The organism is Legionella saoudiensis (genome assembly GCF_001465875.1).
Taxonomy (GTDB): Bacteria; Pseudomonadota; Gammaproteobacteria; order Legionellales; family Legionellaceae; genus Legionella; species Legionella saoudiensis.
Genome location: NZ_LN901324.1, coordinates 515,331 through 533,780, shown reverse-complemented (window position 1 = coordinate 533,780; position 18,450 = coordinate 515,331). Strand labels below are relative to the sequence as shown.

Below are 18,450 nucleotides of genomic sequence, written 5' to 3'. Positions count from 1 at the left end.
GGGGAGCCTCTCTTTTAATAATGATAACCGCTAAATTTATTGATTTGCCGATTTGGGAGTTTCTTTATTGCGGTTCAACATTTTCAACATAATATCTTTCCCCATAGCTTCAATCATTTTCATAAATAAGGGAGGGTTTTTGATTTGTAAACGTCGTAAGTCGCTGTAATTCCAATATAAATACTCTACCGGTTCCCGTGCATGGATTGTCGTGCTGGCATTACCATCACTAAAATAGCTCATTTCACCAATAAAATGATACGGCCCCAGCTCTAAGATTGAATCTTGAATATCAATATATACTTGACCTTTAATAATCAACATTAAGGCTTTTACTGGCTTATTCTTTTCTAACACGATTGAATTACTTGCTGTCCCCCGGTGACTTAATTTAATTAAGCGTAAGAAATCACTAGTTTGCATGCTGTCAAAAAATATTTTTTTTATTGATTGTAATTCATCACTTAAATATTTAGGCATCATATCCCGTATCAAAAAACCAATTTGTACGAAATTAATAAGTAAGGAAGCAATGGCCCAATAAGCCATTGGGGGGATGTGAGCTAATACTCCATACATAAGAAATGAAGTATCTGATAAAGCAAAGATAATACGGATTAAAAGAACTTTCCTGCAGCTCAGACTAAGAAGAATTAAAATATTTCCCAAACTGTAAAGATAGTCTAATTGCAATTGATTTCCCCTTGCTTATTTATAGTAATTGTAGAATATATTCAATATACTTCCAATCACGGATTTTATGGGCTCCATGGAGAAATTGTACAAATGGTAATAGACCCTAACGAAGATTTCGTATTTCCAGATCCTGAAACCAGCGATAAACAAGGATTATTACTTATCGGTGGCGACTTGAACCCCAAACGTATCTTGCAAGCTTATTCACAAGGCGTTTTTCCGTGGTATGGCCCGGGATCGCCTATTTTATGGTGGTCGCCAAATCCAAGACTTATTTTGCGCCCTACTGCATTTAAGGTATCACATAGTTTACAAAAATCGCTAAAAAAACCATTTAAAATAACTATTGATACAGTATTTCACCAAGTGATATGTGCTTGTGCGACCCACTCAGGTCGTGCAGATAATACATGGATTGTTAACGATATGATTGACGTCTATACACAAATGCACATGCTGGGTTTTGCCCATTCTTTTGAGGTATGGCTTGATGGTGAATTAGTTGGTGGATTATATGGTATTAGTCTTGGGCATGCTTTTTTTGGTGAATCAATGTTTCATAAAGTCACGGATGCATCAAAAGTTGCTTTATATTATTTATGCCAAACAATGAAAGAGTGGGGCTTTGATTTTATTGATTGCCAACTTCCTACGCCACATTTACTAAGCTTAGGTGCGGAAATTATTAGTCGGAGTGAATTTATGCGCTTGTTAAAAGATACTTTGGAGTATCCGACTCGGCAAGGAGTTTGGCAAGCCTCATTCTCCTAGCGATTGCGAAATTTCTTAAGTTAGGAAAACCTGATTGCAAGCAACCAGGCTACTCCGATAAATTTAACTTAGGGTGTTATATAACTTGAACTGCCTTCAAATGTTACATCGTTAGCTTTCCCTTCATAAACACATAACCAAGCACCAAATACATCATTTGCTTGTCGAGGTAGTTCATTTGCGGGATTGAAAATTACTTCTTTAATGATTTCTTTATTTATCGTTATGTTTTTACTGTAGATGTACACATTCCATTCACGGCCCTTCTCATCTTCAATTACTGAAGTAGCCCCTGTAGACACTATTCGAAAATCATCCACATTCATGGATATTCTAGGAATTGGACAGGTAGGTTTTACTCTAGGCCCAAATTGTGCAGCATTAACAACACCAGCAATACTAATTAGGATAAATAGCAAAATACGGTTCACTTGATGCTCCAGTTGTTTTATAAAGTATTAGCAATTTCCATTTAATCGGAGGCAAAAAATACAGTTTTATAGTAAAGGGAACAATGGTAGCCGAAACCTTAGATTAAAACAATACAACTTGGATAATTTTCAACATCATAAATATGTGAGCCCTGGGTTACAGGAGAACACCCATTTAGTACTATTAATTTACAATTTATACCTATAGTTTAAATTTCGGCATTGCATAATTGCCATTGTCTTCATTTTAGCAGTATACTTGCCGGAGAGTCATGTTTTCATTTTGAAAACATTAATTAATCAATTTGGTAATCATTTGAGAGACCTATGGCAAAAGAAGATCATATAGAAATGGCTGGCACAGTTATAGATACCCTGCCCAATACTATGTTTCGTGTTGAATTAGAAAATGGGCATATTATTACTGCTCACATTTCTGGTCGCATGCGCAAAAACTACATTAGAATTTTAACTGGTGATAAAGTTAAAGTGGAACTAACTCCTTACGACTTATCTAAAGGTCGCATTATATTCCGCGATAAGAATTAATCCCTTCATATTTAAGACCGCTTTTTTCGCTTAGGCTCTCCTGGAGGTTCATTTATTCAGGGGAGTTCTCGGTATTCAGGCTTCCTGGTGATGCTTTCAAAAGTCTTAAGTAAGCACCATTAGTTGTTGATAACAGGAGCAGTTTTGCAAACTGAAGCTGCTGTTTAAGGAAGTCCTGGTTGCACAGCAACCAGGTTTTCCAAAATATGAGTATTATAATGCTTCAAATATTGCAGCAGCCCCCATACCTGTGCCGATACACATAGTTACCATACCATATTTACCTTTAGTACGACGTAAGCCGTGCAATAAGGTTGCTGTTCTAATTGCTCCAGTCGCCCCTAAAGGATGTCCTAATGCAATAGCACCACCTAAAGGATTAACTTTCTCACGAGGTAAGCCTAGATCCTTAATCACTGCTAAAGCTTGAGCGGCAAAAGCTTCGTTTAATTCAATCCAGTCGATTTGATCTAGTGTTAATCCTGCACGCTTTAAGGCAACAGGAATAGCCTTTATAGGTCCAATACCCATAATTGCGGGTGGCACACCTTCTACCGCATAACTTAATAATCGCCCCATTGGTTTTAAATTGTATTTACGGACTGCTTCTTCACTTGCTAGTAATGCGATACCAGCTCCATCACTGGTTTGTGAGCTATTGCCGGCTGTAACTGTGCCCTTTAACGCGAAAACAGGTCTTAATTTAGAAATCACCTCATAAGAGGTATCAGCTCTGGGGCCCTCATCATCAGCAATCATCTTTTTCTTAATATTTGTTGTTGAATTAGCTAAGTCCGGTTGTCGCACTGTAATTTCCACTGGCGTAATTTCGGCTTTAAAGTCACCGCGCAATTGTGCAGCAACTGCCTTTTTATGACTTTCAGCAGCAAATTCATCTTGTTGTTCGCGAGTAATCTCCCACTGCTTAGCTACATTTTCCGCGGTTATCCCCATCCCGTAAGCAATAGCAACGTGTTCATCATTAAAAATTGCAGGATTTGCTGTGTACTTATTTCCGCCTAATGGCACCATAGACATGCTTTCAACGCCACCCGCAAGAGCCAGTTGCATTTCACCGCTGCGGATCGATGCTGCAGCAGTTGCTATACTTTGCACTCCTGAAGAGCAAAAACGGTTAATTGTCATTGCAGGAACTGACTGTGGCATACCTGCAAGCAAAGAGGCAATACGTGCTACGTTCATACCTTGTTCTGCTTCGGGCATAGCACAACCAATCACAACATCGCCAATTTCTTCCCAATCAACATCCTGGTGGCGACTCATTAGGGTTCTTATGGTATGTGCTAATAAGTCATCAGGCAGCGTATGTTTAAAGACACCACGTGGTGCCTTTCCTACTGGAGTTCTTAATACATCAACTATGTATACATTAGTCATTGGTTAATCTTCCTTCTGCTTCCTCCTCTCTCGACTAAGCTTTGAGAGGAGATAATTTTGCATTTAATTACGTAATGGCTTACCAGTCTCTAATAAATGACTGATACGAGCTTGTGTTGCTGGCGTTGAGGCTAAAGTAACAAAGGCATCACGCTCTAATTTCAACATCCAAGCCTCATCAACTAACGTCCCTTGATTGAGGTTGCCACCACAAAGTACTTTTGCTAATTCAGTGGATAAGAAATAATCATGCTGTGAAATAAATCCACCTTCTAGCCAGTTCACTAAACCTGTTTGTAATCTAGCCAGTCCCTCAATTCCTGCGACTTTAAACTGTCTTGGTAAAGGTGGAAGGTAATTTTCCGCATGCATCAATTTAACCTTATTTAACGCAGCATAAAGAACTTCATCCGCATGCATTACAAACGTATCGGTGCTTTGTAAATACCCCATTTGTTTTGCTTCGGTAGCGGAGCCAGCTACTTGCGCCATAGCAATTTGTTGGAAGTAGCTTTGGATAACTGCCATTAAATCAGCATGAGGAATATTGGCAGCACGCATCGCCATTTCCTTACATCCACCACCAGCAGGAATGACCCCAACACCTACTTCAACTAAACCAGGATATGATTCAAATGCAGCAACAACTGCGTCACAATGCATCATGAATTCACAGCCACCACCTAAAGCCCGACCTCTTAAGGCGGCAATTGTTGGAATTGAGCTGTATTTTAAACGCATCGCTCCGGCTTGAAATTGTGCAATCATGTCATCAAGCGCCTGCATCTTATTATCCTGGATCAGTTTCATGACATAGCGTAAGTCAGCACCAGAGCTAAAATTTGCCGCGTCCTGTTGATATATAATAAGCCCACGGCATTGCTTTTCAGCAACATCCAAGGATGCTTCCAAGCCGTCCAAAACAGCCTGCCCTAAAGTATTGGCTTTGCTCTTGAAGCTAAGAACAGCAACATCGTCCTGTAAATGCCATAAACGTACCCCATCATTTTCATAAAGGACAGGGGTTGTACGCGCTGGCTCTTTAATTACGCGGTCAGGGAAAAACTGACGCGTGTAGACAGGCAATTCGCTTCGCGGTTGGTATTTATTTTGGTGTGGTGAATAAGCTCCTTCTTGCTTATAAAACGCATCGATTTCAAAAAGCCATCCGGGTAATTGTGCAATACTTAGTGTCGCTTTGTCTTTAATGGCTTCATTAATAAACTGAGTTGTTTTGGCTAAATCGGATAATTGCCACGTTTCAAATGGTCCTTGCATCCAGCCAAAACCCCAGCGAATTGCCAAGTCTACGTCTCTTACGTTATCAGCAATTGCTTCTAGATGATAAGCACAATAGTGGAATAGATCTCTAAAACACGCGGCTAAGAACTTAGCTTGCTTATTACTAGAGGTCATTAAACCTTGCATACGCGCAACAGGGTCTGCATTTCCCATGATGGCTTTAAGCTCGTCACTTACTTCTGCTTTTGATGGGCGATAGCTTGCTGATTGAATGTCATACACTTCAATCACTTTACCATTTTTTCGATAAATACCTTGGCCCGATTTTTGACCTAAATGCCCTTCTTTAATTAACCCGGATAACCACTCAGGTAACTTAAAGCTTGAGTGCCAAGGATCCTCTTTTAATTGTTCTTGCATGGTGCGGACTACATGCTCCATAGTGTCTAAACCCACCACATCCATAGTGCGGAACGTTGCAGATTTGGGTCGACCTAATAAAGGGCCAGTCAATGCATCAACTTCATCGAGTCCCATATTCATGGCAGAGGCATGATGCAAAGTAGTTAATAAAGAAAACACCCCCACACGATTGGCAATAAAGTTAGGGGTATCTTTAGCGCGAACCACGCCTTTACCTAAATAGCTGGTTAGCCAAGCTTCTAAATGGTCCACTAATTTTGCATCTGTAGTATTTGCTGGAATAAGTTCCGCAAGATGCATATAACGTGGGGGATTAAAAAAATGAACGCCACAGAAATTTTTTCGGTGTGCTTCGGGTAATACAGAACAAAGTGTATTAATACTAAGTCCTGAAGTATTACTAACTAAAATCGAGCGTTTAGTTAAATGAGGGGAAATACGTTTGTATAAATCTTCCTTCCAATCCAAACGTTCTGCAATTGCTTCAATAATTAAATCGCACTCAGCCAGCTCAGCTAAGTTTTGCTCATAATTTCGTGCTTGTAACAGCGCAGCTGTTTGTGCTGTAGCAAGCGGAGCTGGTTTTAATTTGGTTAAATTGGCAATTGCCTTGTCAATTAATGCATTGGTATTCGCATCTTTAGAAGGCAGATCATAGAGTAGAGTCTCTATTCCAGCATTGACGCAATGTGCTGCTATCTGTGCGCCCATAACCCCTGCACCGAGAACCGCGACTTTTTTTATGAAAAATGGTTCCTGCATTATTTTTCCCTCATTAATTAATGAATATCATTCACACTCAAGGCCCTGCGCAGCAGGACCAATAATTTAAGATAGATTAAATTTAATACCCTGAGCTAATGGCAACTCATTACCCCAGTTAATCGTGTTGGTTTGACGGCGCATGTAAGCCTTCCAAGAGTCTGAACCCGACTCACGCCCCCCACCCGTATCTTTTTCCCCACCAAAGGCACCGCCAATCTCAGCTCCGGAAGTACCTATATTGATGTTTGCGATCCCACAGTCACTACCCCAAGCACTTAAAAAGCGCTCTGCATGCTTTAAGTTTTGAGTAAACATTGCAGAAGATAAACCTTGAGGAACATTATTATGCATCTCAATCACTTCATCTAAAGAACGATACGACATCACATATAAGATAGGCGCAAAAGTCTCTTCTTGCACAACATCCCAATCATTTTTTACATTACAAACCAAAGTTGGTTGTACAAAAGAGCCCGATTGATTCAAAGCCTCGCCACCAAATACGACTTTACCTCCAGCCTCTTTAACACGGGCAACCGTCTTTTTAAACTGCTCTACTGCGTGTTTGTCAATTAAAGGGCCCATTAAATTATGAGTATCTAAAGGATCACCGATTGTTATTTGCTCATAGGCAGAGCGCAGTTTTTCAATAATAAAATCGTACTGCGACTCATGAACAAATAAACGTCGTGTGGTAGTACATCGTTGACCAGCTGTTCCCACAGCACCAAAAACAATCGCTGGAATTGCCAAGTGTAAATCCGCTGATTCATCAAGAATGATGGCATTATTACCACCCAACTCTAAAATAGTCTTCCCTAAGCGGGCGGCAACTTTTGCAGCAACTTGTTTTCCTACAGCGGTGGAACCTGTAAAAGAAATTAAAGGAATACGCTTATCATTAACCATTGCGTCGATTACCGCATGTCCTTGTGGAATGATTAAACTAAAAATTTCTGGGCAGTTGTTTGCTTTTAAAACTTGATTACATAGATGCTGAACTGCTATCGCACAAAGTGGCGTCTTTTCAGAAGGTTTCCATAGAGTCACATTCCCACAGATGGCAGACAAAAAAGCATTCCAAGCCCAAACAGCCACCGGAAAATTAAAGGCAGAAATAACACCAACAATACCATAAGGGTGCCATTGCTCATACATTCTATGATTAGGGCGCTCAGAATGCATGGAATTACCATAAAGCATGCGTGACTGGCCTACTGCAAAGTCCGCAATATCAATCATTTCCTGAACTTCACCATCCCCTTCTTGTTTCGATTTACCCATTTCTAAAGAAACCAGGCTTCCAAGTAAATCTTTTTTCTCACGGAGAATTTGGCCGATTTGTCTAATGATTTCCCCACGCTTTGGAGCGGGAACCATTCTCCAGGCTTGAGCAGCACTTTGTGCACGAATCATCACTTGTTCATAATCATCCATAGTGCAAGAAGCAACTTCAGCGAGCTTTTCATTATTAGTTGGGCAAAAAGAGGAAAAAGTATCTGCATGGACCGTGCTCTGCCAGCCTTGGCCACTAAAAGCTCCGGCATTGGTATCTTGAATGTGTAATTGCCTTAATAATTCCATGTATAACTCCTTGAAAACTTTTTATATAGGATAAAACGGGATTGACTTAAATTTGTAGCCCGTATTAGACAAAGTCCTAATACGGGAATATTGTGGCACTGATACCCATATTAGGACTTCGTCTAATAGGGGTTACGTTGTTGCCTTAAGCGTAATAACGACCAAAACGGTTTTCTAATACTGCCGATAATTGGAAGTTTTCTTGATAAACCAGGCCTTTGTATTCATTAGCTTGTCCTAATACCAGGTCAACTACGGCACAAACACCAGAGGCGGTACTTACTTGAATTGCAGACCATTCTAATCCTGCAATAACTTGTGGGTATATTTTCTTCACGTAGTTCTTTTCAGTCAGCTCACCACGTTTCATCCCTTCGACAGTAACATAAACGATGACTAGATCTTGATAAGTCTTGGGAATGGCATTTTCTAAAATACGCTTTAAGGTTGCTCTATCTTCATTTAAGCGTAAGTCATTCATTAAGAACTTCATTTTTTGACAATGCCCAGGATAGCGCATTGTTTTGTAGTTCATAGTTTGCACTTTGCCAGCATATAACTCTGCCAAACTACCTAAACCACCCGAAGTATTAAATGCTTCATACTCACAACCATCAATTTGAATCGCCTCTAAACCTTCTAAAGGAGATAAGGTAACTTCCTTGCCATATTTAATACCATAGCAAAGATTTCCGTACTCATTGATTACCCCATCAGTAGACCAGGTTAGTGAGTAATGCAATGCATTATTTGCATTTTGAGGCAATGCGCCTACACGCATTTTAACATGGTGGCACTCTTCAAATTCTTGCATAAGGCTATTTGCCGCAATACTAATGAACCCTGGGGCTAATCCACATTGAGGAACGAAGGCAGTTTCAGCATTTTTAGCAATTGCTTTTACTGCGTCAGTAACAGACGTATCTTCAGTTAAGTCAAAATAATTAGCTCCAGCTGCTTTGGCTGCTGAGGCAACATGTGTGTTTAAGAAATAAGGTAAACTTGAAATAACCGCCACAATATTATTCTTTTCCATATAGGCTTTTGTGGCTTGTTCATCGGTAACGTCTAAAGCTACTGTTTTTACTTTGGGTAAAGCACTGAGTAATCGCTTTACATCAGACCCATTAAAATCAACATCGACTAAATGGACTTGATAAGAGCCGCTTTCCGTTAATAAACAGGCAATTAAACTACCAATTTTCCCTGCACCCGTAATCATGACATTGTACATATAAATCCCTCTCCATTGTAAGTCGGGGATCATCCTACACAAAAACTTGCTAATTGCAAAGTGAGCCGTGTTAATCTATATTCAAAATAGCTTTTTCAAATTTCTTGACCTGAAAACAGTACTCATTTATCTTATGATTTTCCAATTTTATGACAGCATATGAAGCAAACTGCTTTAGCCAATTCCATCCCACTAAGTAGTTCCATACGTATTGGCTACATTAAATATTTATTGATGCTCATTCTAGGGCTGGTAGCGGCATTGGGTTTTGCTCCCTTTCACATGCCTGGATTAACGATTCTAAGCCTGGCCTTCTTATATGCAAGTTTAAAAAATTGTTCTAAGAAACAAAGCGCATACCTCGGTTTTTTTTATGGGATAGGCTACTTCGGCCTAGGCGTGTCCTGGGTTATTGTCAGTATTCATGACTATGGCCAGTTAAATTATTTTCTTTCTGGGCTAGTGACTTTAATTTTTATTATGTATTTGTCACTTTTCCCGGCACTGGTTGCTTATTCCTTCAAAATTCTTGAATTCAAACACGGTAAATTATTATCTGCTGTGCTTTTTGCTGTTTTATGGTGTATCAGTGAATACCTTAGAGCGACTTTATTTAGTGGCTTTCCTTGGCTATTTGTGGGTACCGTTCTGATTGATACACCAATTAAATACCTAATTCCTCTTTTAGGGATTTATGGCTTAAGCTTAGTTTGTGCCTTTCTTTCAGCTTTTTTGGTGCTTACAGTGCAGGAGGAGCACTCCAAAAAACGCTCTCTCTACGTGGTTGTCTTTATTCTAATGATGCTTAGCCCTTTTGCATTCAAAAATATTAATTGGACACAAATACAAAAAGACCCCATCACTATTGGAGGAGTCCAGGCTAACTTATCCATGCGTGATAAATGGGATGAAGCCTTGTTTTGGAATATGTTAAAACACTATGAGCAGGCAATTAATAAGCTTTTGGGTAAGCAATTAATTATTTTACCAGAATCCGCACTACCACTGCCCGCAAGCTATTTGGATAAGTACTTGCATAACCTCAATGATAAGGCAATCAAAGCAAATAGTGCCCTTATGTTAGGCATATTACAACCTACCAATGATAGTGAAGCTAATTACTATAATTCGGTCATTACCTTAGGATTAGGAAAAGGAAAAGTATTAAAAAGACAACTTGTTCCTTTTGGCGAATATATTCCCAAACCCTTGCAGACGATTAATCGTTGGTTTAATTTGCCAGATGCTAATCTCGTTCCAGGAAAAATCCACCAATCACTGGTTAAAATAGCGAACCACCCGATTGCAAGCCTTATTTGTTATGAAATTGCCTATCCTTATATCCTGAGAATGCAAATGCCAGAGGCTCAGTGGATTGTTTCTATCAGTGATAATGGATGGTTTGGCCACTCCCTGGCTAGCTATCAACAACTACAAATGGCCCAGATTTTATCAGTTCTTACCGGCCGCTATCAGGTTGTAGTAAATAATGATGGACTCTCTTCTGTAATTAATGCCAATGGCGAGATAACCGAAATGCTTCCACCCTTTAGCGCTGGGATTTTACAAGGTAGCGTTTACCCGGCGGTAGGAGTAACTCCTTGGATTAGATGGAGTGAAATGCCGGCGTTTATCTTTTGTGCGGTATTTCTATCATTTACTTTATTGATGTGGTTTCGGCAAAAGGCGTAACTCCATGATGCCTTAGAGTGAAGTTTTTTAATGCTTTCTGGTAAATTAAGAAACTTCAGACCGCGCTATGGGCCTATAGTTAAGCAATAATTTCCAAATTTAACTTCCAGGCCTTCTCTAACTTGAAATCGTGACTCGCCGAGAATTAAAGATAGCCGCCCTTTTGGCCAGTCCTAACGTGATGCCTATAAAATGTCAAGAAATTTTTATGCATGCGGCAGCCCGATTTTCTATTGCTGGCAAGCACAAGAGGAGTTATCCTTAGCGATCTTAAAGTTACTTATTAAATAATATTGAACCATGGATAATACCTATATACCACAAGAAGTTGAGGAACAAGCTCAACAGTATTGGCATAAAAAACAGTCTTTCAATGTTTCTGAAGACTTAAACAAAGAGAAATTTTATTGTTTATCCATGTTTCCCTACCCCAGTGGAACGTTACATATGGGGCACGTCCGTAATTACACCATTGGTGATGTAATTGCACGTTACCAGAGGGCCTTAGGGAAAAACGTACTGCAACCAATTGGTTGGGACGCTTTTGGCCTACCTGCCGAGAATGCTGCGATAAAAAATGGCATCCATCCTGCAGTATGGACTAAACAGAATATTGAATCGATGAAGAAGCAATTCTTGCGTTTAGGCAATGCTTATGATTGGCGTCGTGAAATTTGCACTTGTGCGCCGGAATACTATCGTTGGGAGCAATGGTTCTTTATTCGCCTATATGAGAAAGGTTTAGTTTACAAAAAAAATGCTGTAGTTAACTGGGATCCCGTAGATCAAACTGTTCTTGCAAATGAGCAAGTAGTTGATGGCCGCGGTTGGCGTTCTGGTGCCCTAGTTGAACGCAAAGAAATTTCTCAGTGGTTTATTAAAATCACCGCCTATGCCGATGAATTATTAAGTTCACTAGATACTTTAGATGAGTGGCCTGCTCAAGTAAAACAAATGCAGCGTAACTGGATTGGCCGCTCCACAGGTACAGAAATCCATTTCAACGTTAATAACTATCCCAAGCGGTTGAAAATCTATACTACTCGTCCTGATACATTAATGGGCGCAACCTATCTTGCAGTTGCCAGCGACCACCCTATTGCGAAAGAAGCAGCAACGAACAGCCAAGAAGTAGCCGATTTTATTGTTAGCTGCCAAGGCACCAAAATGGCAGAAGCAGAACTGGCTACCATGGAAAAACGTGGAATTGCAACAGGCATGACCGCAGTTCATCCAATTACCGGCGAAGAACTTCCGATTTGGATCGCCAATTTCGTATTAATGCAATACGGTTCTGGGGCGGTAATGTCCGTTCCTGCTCACGATCAAAGAGATTGGGAATTTGCGCAAAAATATAATCTGCCAATCAAACAAGTAATTAAGCCTGCTGGCGATGCAGATCATGATTTTAAAAAATCAGCATACACCGGCGAAGGTACCCTAATTAACTCAGGCCAGTTTGATGGGATAGATTCAACTACAGCTATTTCAACCATTACCCACTTCCTTGAAGAGAATGATGCGGGTAAGGCAACCATTAATTATCGCTTACGTGATTGGGGCGTTTCCAGACAAAGATACTGGGGTACCCCAATACCAATGATTCTCTGTGAGCAATGTGGCACTGTCCCAGTTCCAGACTCTGATTTACCGGTAGTTTTACCTGAGAACGTATCATTTACAGGCACAGGCTCACCCTTAGCCCAATGCCCCGAGTTCGTTAATGTACCCTGCCCCAAATGTGGACAGGACGCTACTCGCGAAACCGATACATTTGACACCTTCGTTGAGTCATCCTGGTATTACGCACGTTTTGCATGTAAAGGCCAAGAAAATGCTATGTTAGATGATCGTGCTAAATATTGGACTCCTGTAGACCAATATGTGGGCGGGATTGAGCATGCAGTGATGCATTTACTTTATGCTCGCTTTTTCCATAAGCTGATGCGCGATGAAGGCTTAGTAAATTCCGATGAGCCATTTAAAGCCTTATTGACTCAAGGTATGGTATTAAAAGACGGTCATAAAATGTCTAAGTCTGTTGGTAATATTGTTGATCCTAACCAACTCATTGACACTTATGGTGCAGATACAGCGCGTTTATTTGTTATGTTCGCCTCGCCTCCGGAACAATCGCTCGAATGGTCTGATGCTGGGGTTGAAGGAGCTCACCGTTTCTTAAAACGAGTATGGGCTTATGCATACCAGCACATGAATATGTTCGTTGATATTAATGATATTATTCTAGGCGGCAATGGGCATGTGAATTGGCAACAAGCCGATAGTCGTTTGAAAAAATCACGGCATGTGGTGCATCAGATTCTTGCTCAAGCAACTCATGACTATGACCGAAATCAATTTAATACAGTTGTATCTGGTTGCATGAAGCTATTTAATGAAATTTCCGCATACTCAATAGAAACTGAAGAGGATAAATTCTTTATTCACTCCAGCATGAGTATTTTGTTACGCTTGCTTGCACCAATTACCCCTCATATTACCCACCATTTATGGCAGCAATTAGGTTTTGAAAAGGCAATCATTGATGCTAATTGGCCTAGAGTTGATAAAGGGGCATTAAAGACTGAAGAAGTTGATTTTGTAGTTCAGGTTAACGGTAAGCTAAGAGCCCAATTTACAGCAAGCGTTGATGCGGCTGAAGATGCTCTTATCGAAGCAGCGAAAGAGCATGCTCATGACTTTATCGCTGATAAAACTGTTAAAAAAGCAATTGTTGTAGCCCATCGGCAATTAATTAACCTGGTTGTTGCCTAATGAAAAAATTATTCATACCATTAATGCTAAGCCTCATGCTCTGCGCATGCGGCTTTCACCTTCGTGGTATGCTGAATATTCCAAGTTGGCTCAATGATGTTGCAATTGTTACTAAAGAGCAAGATAAGGAACTTATTGCAATACTTCAAGCGCAACTAGAAGGATATAATGTTCATGTGGAATCAGATCCAGCTCTAGCTAAATATTGGCTAGTCATCAATCGTGAGCTTATTTCGCGTCAAATCATTAGTGTTGGCGCAAGTACCAATCCCAGACAATTTACAGTCACCTTACTCATTGAGTTTATGCTGCAAACCCGCAAGGGAAAAATACTAAAAGTACCTAAACAAGTGCAAGTCACGCGTCAAATTACCATAAATAATGATCGTATTTTGGGCTCTACCGATGAAGAGGCCATATTAATAAGTGAAATGAAGCAAGATGCTGCCATCCAACTGCTTAACCAGCTCAGTCATCGTGATGTAGAACTAAATGTCAATGGAATTCAGCCTGTTAATTAACTAGTGAAATACCATGCAAATTAAACAGCAAATGCTTGCTCAGCAGGTACAAAAAAAAATTGCCCCATTCTATATGCTGGTTGGACAGGATACTTACCTTCTTGATAACTCATTAGGTGTGATAAAAGCAGCAATTAAAAAAAATTATGAATATGATGAGAAAGTCATCACCATTCAATCTGCAGAAGACTGGAATAATGTCCAGGAAGAAGCCAATAGCTACTCCTTATTTTCTGATGCCGTTTTATTAAATATTTATTTTGATAAAAAATCGCTGGATGCCACTGGCAAAAAGATTCTTACTAATTATTTAAACTCAATTAATACGCGTTGCTTTATTATTATTCGCGCTCCTAATATACCCGCAAAACAACTGCAATGGTTAGCCTCTCACGAGCAAGCTATTCTTTCAGTAGCATACCCTTTAAATCCAGCAAACATGAAAAGTTGGATTGCAAATCAGCTACGAGCTAATACATTTACCTTCGATCCCTTAGTGCCCGATGTTATTCATCATTATACTCAAGGTAACATGCTGGCTTGCGCACAAGTCATTGAGAAGTTGGTTTTAACTTATGCACCAAATGATAAGATTAGTGTGCAGCAAGCCCAAGAACATTTATCCGATCAATGTGACCATGATTTATTTGAATTAACTGAAGCCTGTCTTCTAGGTCAGGCTACGCAAGCTATTCCCATTTTAAGACATGCCGCCAACAATAAAACAGAGGCGACGTTAGTATTGTGGATGCTTGCCCAAGAAGTAAGACTCCTGCTTCAACTGTCTCATTTGTTGCACCAACAGGTAGATATTAAAAGTGCCTGCAGCCAGCTTAAAATATGGCCTCAACGTTTTAGCCACTATCAAGCCGCCAGCAAACGATTAACTAGCACGGAACTCCAACGACTGCACCAGTATTGCTATCTAATCGATGAGCGCATTAAATCAAGTTTTAGTAACCAAATATGGAATGCACTGGAGAATCTAGCCCTTTCACTATGCCTGGGAAAATTAATAGGTGACACATGCAGCATATAGCAATTTTTGGTGGTACCTTTGACCCAATTCATAATGGGCATTTACAAACAAGTTTAACGATCCAATCATTTTTTAAATTTGACACCTATTTTTTTTTACCATGTAAAGTACCCACCTTAAAACCAACAGCTGTTGCCAGCAACAAACAACGCATCAATATGATTAGGTTAGCCATAAAGGCCTATCCTTATTTTAAATTGGATTTACGGGAAATAGAGCGCAATACCCCCTCCTATATGGTTGAAACATTACAGAGTTTTAGAGATGAATTTCCCAATGCCTCAATCACATTAATTATTGGTTATGATTCGTTTATTTCATTACCAAAGTGGCATCAATGGGAAAAGCTAATTACTTTGGCGAACATTCTTGTAATCAATCGTAATGAATTTGTTCACCATCAAATTCCTAAGTTAATGCACCAATTCTTAGTTAAATATCAATGTAATAAAAAAACTGACCTCTTGAAGCATAAAGCAGGTACTGTTGTGATGTTTGATGCCGGAAATTATGAAATATCTTCAACGAGGATTCGAGAAAAGATTAAAATGGGTAAGGACGTAGAATGCAAAATACCTAAAGAAGTAAATGACTATATTAAAGACGAGGGACTGTATCACTAAAGACTTAGGAAGCAACTTATACTTACCTATATCACGTTAGGAGTGTCCTTTAATAACCTCCATGGGTTCAACCAGGTGATAATTACTAAAACGTCCCCAATAGCGTGCAGTTGCTTTAATCAAGTCTGGTTCTAAATAAGGACGAATACTCATTTGGCTTGAAAAGGCGCCTAAGACTAGCAATTTAACCTCAATAAGTTTATCAATATTAATAAATACATTAGGCTTAAAATCTACTGTACCTGATGGGGATAAGTAACAATATAAATTAGGGATTTTTCTACATGCAGTGATTGTGGCTTGATAGGTACTGCGATGATCCTGATGACTATCATGAAATGAGTGTGTGTAAATATGTGTAGGTTGTACTTCTTCCACTATTTTCTCAATAAACTGAATGGTAGTGGATGAATGAGTAATGTCTGTATCAATAAAATTTCCCATAAATAATTGCGCATTTTGCATCTCAGCCGCTTTCTGGGATTCTTGTCTTCGAGTTAATGAATCCCCTCCAACCTCTCCCATACTTAAAGTAAGAATATTGAGTGAATCCCCATCGGCACGATGCTTTGCTAAAGTACCCGCACAACCAAACTCTACGTCATCAGGATGAGCCCCTATAGCGAGTACTATTTTTTTCCCTTTGGAACGTCTGTTTCTTGATTCTTCTGCTAGATTTAAGGCTTTAGAGACGAACTCATGTTCTTGCAAGGGCTTAAAAAATAAACCATCAGCATGGTTTTGCATGGCAGAAATAATAAAATCTACCTTTTTATCTTCTGTAACAATAAGTAAGGAAGTTTCTGGATTTGCTTTTTTTACCATGATGGTAATATCTAGATCATCCATTTCAGGGGAGTTCATATCAGTAATGACCAGATCCCAATCAGTAAGCATCACTTTTCTTTTGCAGGCATCCGCATCTAATACATGGGTTATTTCCGCTTTATTGTGTAACCAATTTAAAATGCTACGAGCAACCCTAAGATCAGGTTCTATAAGTAAAATTTTATAAAGTTGTCTATCCATAGCGTACTCAAATGTCAAAAATTTTAAGCAGTTATATGATAAGTATAGGAGAAAAAAATAATTTATCTTGAATAACTTATTAAAAGAGCTGTCCTGCTCATGTACCTAAAACTCTAATCGCAATAATTCACTGTTCTTTATAGGATTCATCGTCTCTTGTTGCCGGAATAAGCGCATCCAGTCTGAACTGATTTTAAACCCATGAGTTAATCCTAATTGATATGCTTTAAAAAACTGGCCATGACCAACCACAACGAGTAACCCCTGATGATTTACTATTTGCTCATGAAAACTAATGACTCGCTGTAAAAATGAAGCAAATGATTCAGCGTTATCCCCATCACAATAAAAAGGGTCGCTTCTCTGCCAGTACTCATTAACGCGCTGCTTTCGCTCTTTTGGACTTAATCGTCCCATCTTTTCTGCAGATAAATAAACTATTTCTTGGATAGGCCAAATAGTCGTTGGTGATTGAGGCCAACGTTGCATAATGTACTCTGCGCTTTGTTGGGCGCGGGATAAGGGTGAGGTAATGATTAACGTTGGGGCTTCATTAATTTCTGCAGCTACTTGTTGTGCCTGTTCTTCACCCAGCGCAGTTAAAACTGCTTCATTAGGATTAGCATGCCAGACTCCAGCATTTACATGGCTTTCTCCATGTCTAATTAACCATAACCTTAGGGACATAATGCTCTCCATTCATCAGGGCTGATAAATTGTTCCTCCCAGTAACGCACAACCATTAACTCTTTAAAGGGTAATAAATCTTTAGCCATAGGTTTTTTTAATATATCGTCAATTAATAATTGCGGTATATCGATCCCGGCAGCCGCTGTTAAGGGTAAGGTTCCAGGAAAACGCGGATTAATTTCTAATAACTTAAATTGTCCATTTGCATCAGCTTTAAATTGAACGTTAGCAACATAAGTAATTCCTGCCTTTTGAGCAATGTCTAGGGCCATCATGGATAATTGCGGATTAATACAAGTTCGGGCAGCAACGGCGATACCTGAATCAATTTTCATACGTAAACGCGGGACAGCAGCTACCGGTTGGCCTGTGCTATGAATATAGATATCTACAGAATACTCATCCCCAGGAAGCAATTCCTGGAGCAAATAACTGCCATCATCAGGCAACATCTTGAGCTCTTCTACACGATTAATTGTCATCGCGCCATTTGAGCCCGCACCACAACGTGGTTTGGCGAAGCAAGGAAATTGCCATTGGGCTAAATCAAGCTCCGGTGTGTACAGAACAAATTCTGGGGTATGACCCGTACTTTGACAATAAGTTAACAGCGAGTATTTGTCACGGCAGCGTTCTAATGCTTCTACGGAGCTAAGTGGCATTTTAATACCGTGCTCTGTAAATTGTTTTTCTTGTAATGCCAAATGAGTTAGTTCAAAATCTACAGTAGGAATAAGTAATTCAATGTGTCGTTTGTGACATTCTTGAAGTAAGGTAGATGGAAATTGCGGGGCATTGCCACGAGGAATAATCAATCTGCGTTCAGGTGGAACTAAATATAATCCCGCCGCACAAGGATCAATGTCGGCCATAAAAAGCTCATGCTCCAGGTTAAGGCTTTTCCATACACTAATTGCAGCCGCACCACCTGCTCCTGTAAGCAAAATTTTCATTATTTTTCCCTCATTGCAATGCTAATTTCAGTTTA

At 39.7% G+C, this 18,450-nt stretch carries 16 protein-coding genes; 7 read left to right on the top strand and 9 right to left on the bottom strand.

The window, feature by feature from the left end:
- Nucleotides 1-36 precede the first annotated feature (36 nt).
- Nucleotides 37-693 carry a Crp/Fnr family transcriptional regulator gene (locus BN3124_RS11340; RefSeq protein ID WP_230849135.1) on the bottom strand — a complete coding sequence of 219 codons (657 nt, stop codon included), beginning with the start codon at nucleotides 691-693 and terminating at the stop codon, nucleotides 37-39.
- Nucleotides 694-786: 93 nt separating this feature from the next.
- Here BN3124_RS11340 and aat point away from each other — a divergent pair, with 93 nt between their 5' ends.
- Complete coding sequence (gene aat / locus BN3124_RS11335; RefSeq protein WP_058535881.1) at nucleotides 787-1,467, top strand: leucyl/phenylalanyl-tRNA--protein transferase; 681 nt, start codon at nucleotides 787-789, stop codon at nucleotides 1,465-1,467.
- Between the two features lie 68 nt (nucleotides 1,468-1,535).
- Here aat and BN3124_RS11330 read toward each other — a convergent pair whose 3' ends face one another.
- Entirely contained in the window at nucleotides 1,536-1,898 is a 363-nt protein-coding gene (locus BN3124_RS11330; RefSeq protein WP_058534908.1) for a hypothetical protein, read from the bottom strand.
- Nucleotides 1,899-2,225: 327 nt separating this feature from the next.
- On the opposite strand from BN3124_RS11330, the gene infA reads away from it, so the two are divergent.
- Nucleotides 2,226-2,447, top strand: coding sequence for a translation initiation factor IF-1 (infA, locus tag BN3124_RS11325; protein ID WP_058499675.1), 222 nt, complete (start codon nucleotides 2,226-2,228; stop codon nucleotides 2,445-2,447).
- Nucleotides 2,448-2,660: 213 nt separating this feature from the next.
- Here the strand turns inward: infA and BN3124_RS11320 are convergent, their stop codons facing one another.
- The 4 genes from BN3124_RS11320 to BN3124_RS11305 form a co-directional block, all read right to left on the bottom strand.
- A complete protein-coding gene (locus tag BN3124_RS11320) occupies nucleotides 2,661-3,845 on the bottom strand; it encodes an acetyl-CoA C-acyltransferase (protein WP_058534907.1) in 1,185 nt (394 codons plus the stop codon).
- A 63-nt stretch (nucleotides 3,846-3,908) separates the two neighbouring features.
- On the bottom strand, nucleotides 3,909-6,272 hold the full coding sequence (locus BN3124_RS11315; protein WP_058534906.1) for a 3-hydroxyacyl-CoA dehydrogenase/enoyl-CoA hydratase family protein: 2,364 nt from the start codon (nucleotides 6,270-6,272) through the stop codon (nucleotides 3,909-3,911).
- A gap of 66 nt (nucleotides 6,273-6,338) precedes the next feature.
- Nucleotides 6,339-7,859 carry an L-piperidine-6-carboxylate dehydrogenase gene (amaB, locus tag BN3124_RS11310; RefSeq protein WP_058534905.1) on the bottom strand — a complete coding sequence of 507 codons (1,521 nt, stop codon included), beginning with the start codon at nucleotides 7,857-7,859 and terminating at the stop codon, nucleotides 6,339-6,341.
- 145 nt (nucleotides 7,860-8,004) lie between these two features.
- On the bottom strand, nucleotides 8,005-9,093 hold the full coding sequence (locus BN3124_RS11305; protein ID WP_058534904.1) for a saccharopine dehydrogenase family protein: 1,089 nt from the start codon (nucleotides 9,091-9,093) through the stop codon (nucleotides 8,005-8,007).
- Between the two features lie 159 nt (nucleotides 9,094-9,252).
- On the opposite strand from BN3124_RS11305, the gene lnt reads away from it, so the two are divergent.
- From lnt to nadD, 5 genes are all read left to right on the top strand, one after another.
- Nucleotides 9,253-10,785 (top strand): apolipoprotein N-acyltransferase, encoded by a 1,533-nt coding sequence (lnt, locus tag BN3124_RS11300; RefSeq protein ID WP_058534903.1) that lies wholly within the window; start codon nucleotides 9,253-9,255, stop codon nucleotides 10,783-10,785.
- A gap of 300 nt (nucleotides 10,786-11,085) precedes the next feature.
- Nucleotides 11,086-13,560, top strand: coding sequence for a leucine--tRNA ligase (gene leuS / locus BN3124_RS11295; RefSeq protein WP_058534902.1), 2,475 nt, complete (start codon nucleotides 11,086-11,088; stop codon nucleotides 13,558-13,560).
- Complete coding sequence (locus BN3124_RS11290; protein WP_058534901.1) at nucleotides 13,560-14,081, top strand: LPS-assembly lipoprotein LptE; 522 nt, start codon at nucleotides 13,560-13,562, stop codon at nucleotides 14,079-14,081. The genes leuS and BN3124_RS11290 overlap by 1 nt, the downstream gene beginning before the upstream one ends.
- Nucleotides 14,082-14,094: 13 nt before the next feature.
- On the top strand, nucleotides 14,095-15,120 hold the full coding sequence (gene holA / locus BN3124_RS11285) for a DNA polymerase III subunit delta (RefSeq protein ID WP_058534900.1): 1,026 nt from the start codon (nucleotides 14,095-14,097) through the stop codon (nucleotides 15,118-15,120).
- Nucleotides 15,108-15,743, top strand: coding sequence for a nicotinate-nucleotide adenylyltransferase (nadD, locus tag BN3124_RS11280; protein ID WP_058534899.1), 636 nt, complete (start codon nucleotides 15,108-15,110; stop codon nucleotides 15,741-15,743). The genes holA and nadD overlap by 13 nt, the downstream gene beginning before the upstream one ends.
- Nucleotides 15,744-15,779: 36 nt before the next feature.
- Here the strand turns inward: nadD and BN3124_RS11275 are convergent, their stop codons facing one another.
- The 3 genes from BN3124_RS11275 to BN3124_RS11265 form a co-directional block, all read right to left on the bottom strand.
- Entirely contained in the window at nucleotides 15,780-16,772 is a 993-nt protein-coding gene (locus BN3124_RS11275) for a PIG-L family deacetylase (protein WP_058534898.1), read from the bottom strand.
- Nucleotides 16,773-16,877: 105 nt separating this feature from the next.
- The gene (locus tag BN3124_RS11270; protein ID WP_058534897.1) at nucleotides 16,878-17,459 is read right to left on the bottom strand and encodes a histidine phosphatase family protein; all 582 of its coding nucleotides are present in this window, start codon (nucleotides 17,457-17,459) and stop codon (nucleotides 16,878-16,880) included.
- The gene (locus BN3124_RS11265; RefSeq protein ID WP_058534896.1) at nucleotides 17,450-18,415 is read right to left on the bottom strand and encodes an ATP-grasp domain-containing protein; all 966 of its coding nucleotides are present in this window, start codon (nucleotides 18,413-18,415) and stop codon (nucleotides 17,450-17,452) included. The genes BN3124_RS11270 and BN3124_RS11265 overlap by 10 nt, the downstream gene beginning before the upstream one ends.
- Nucleotides 18,416-18,450: the final 35 nt, after the last annotated feature.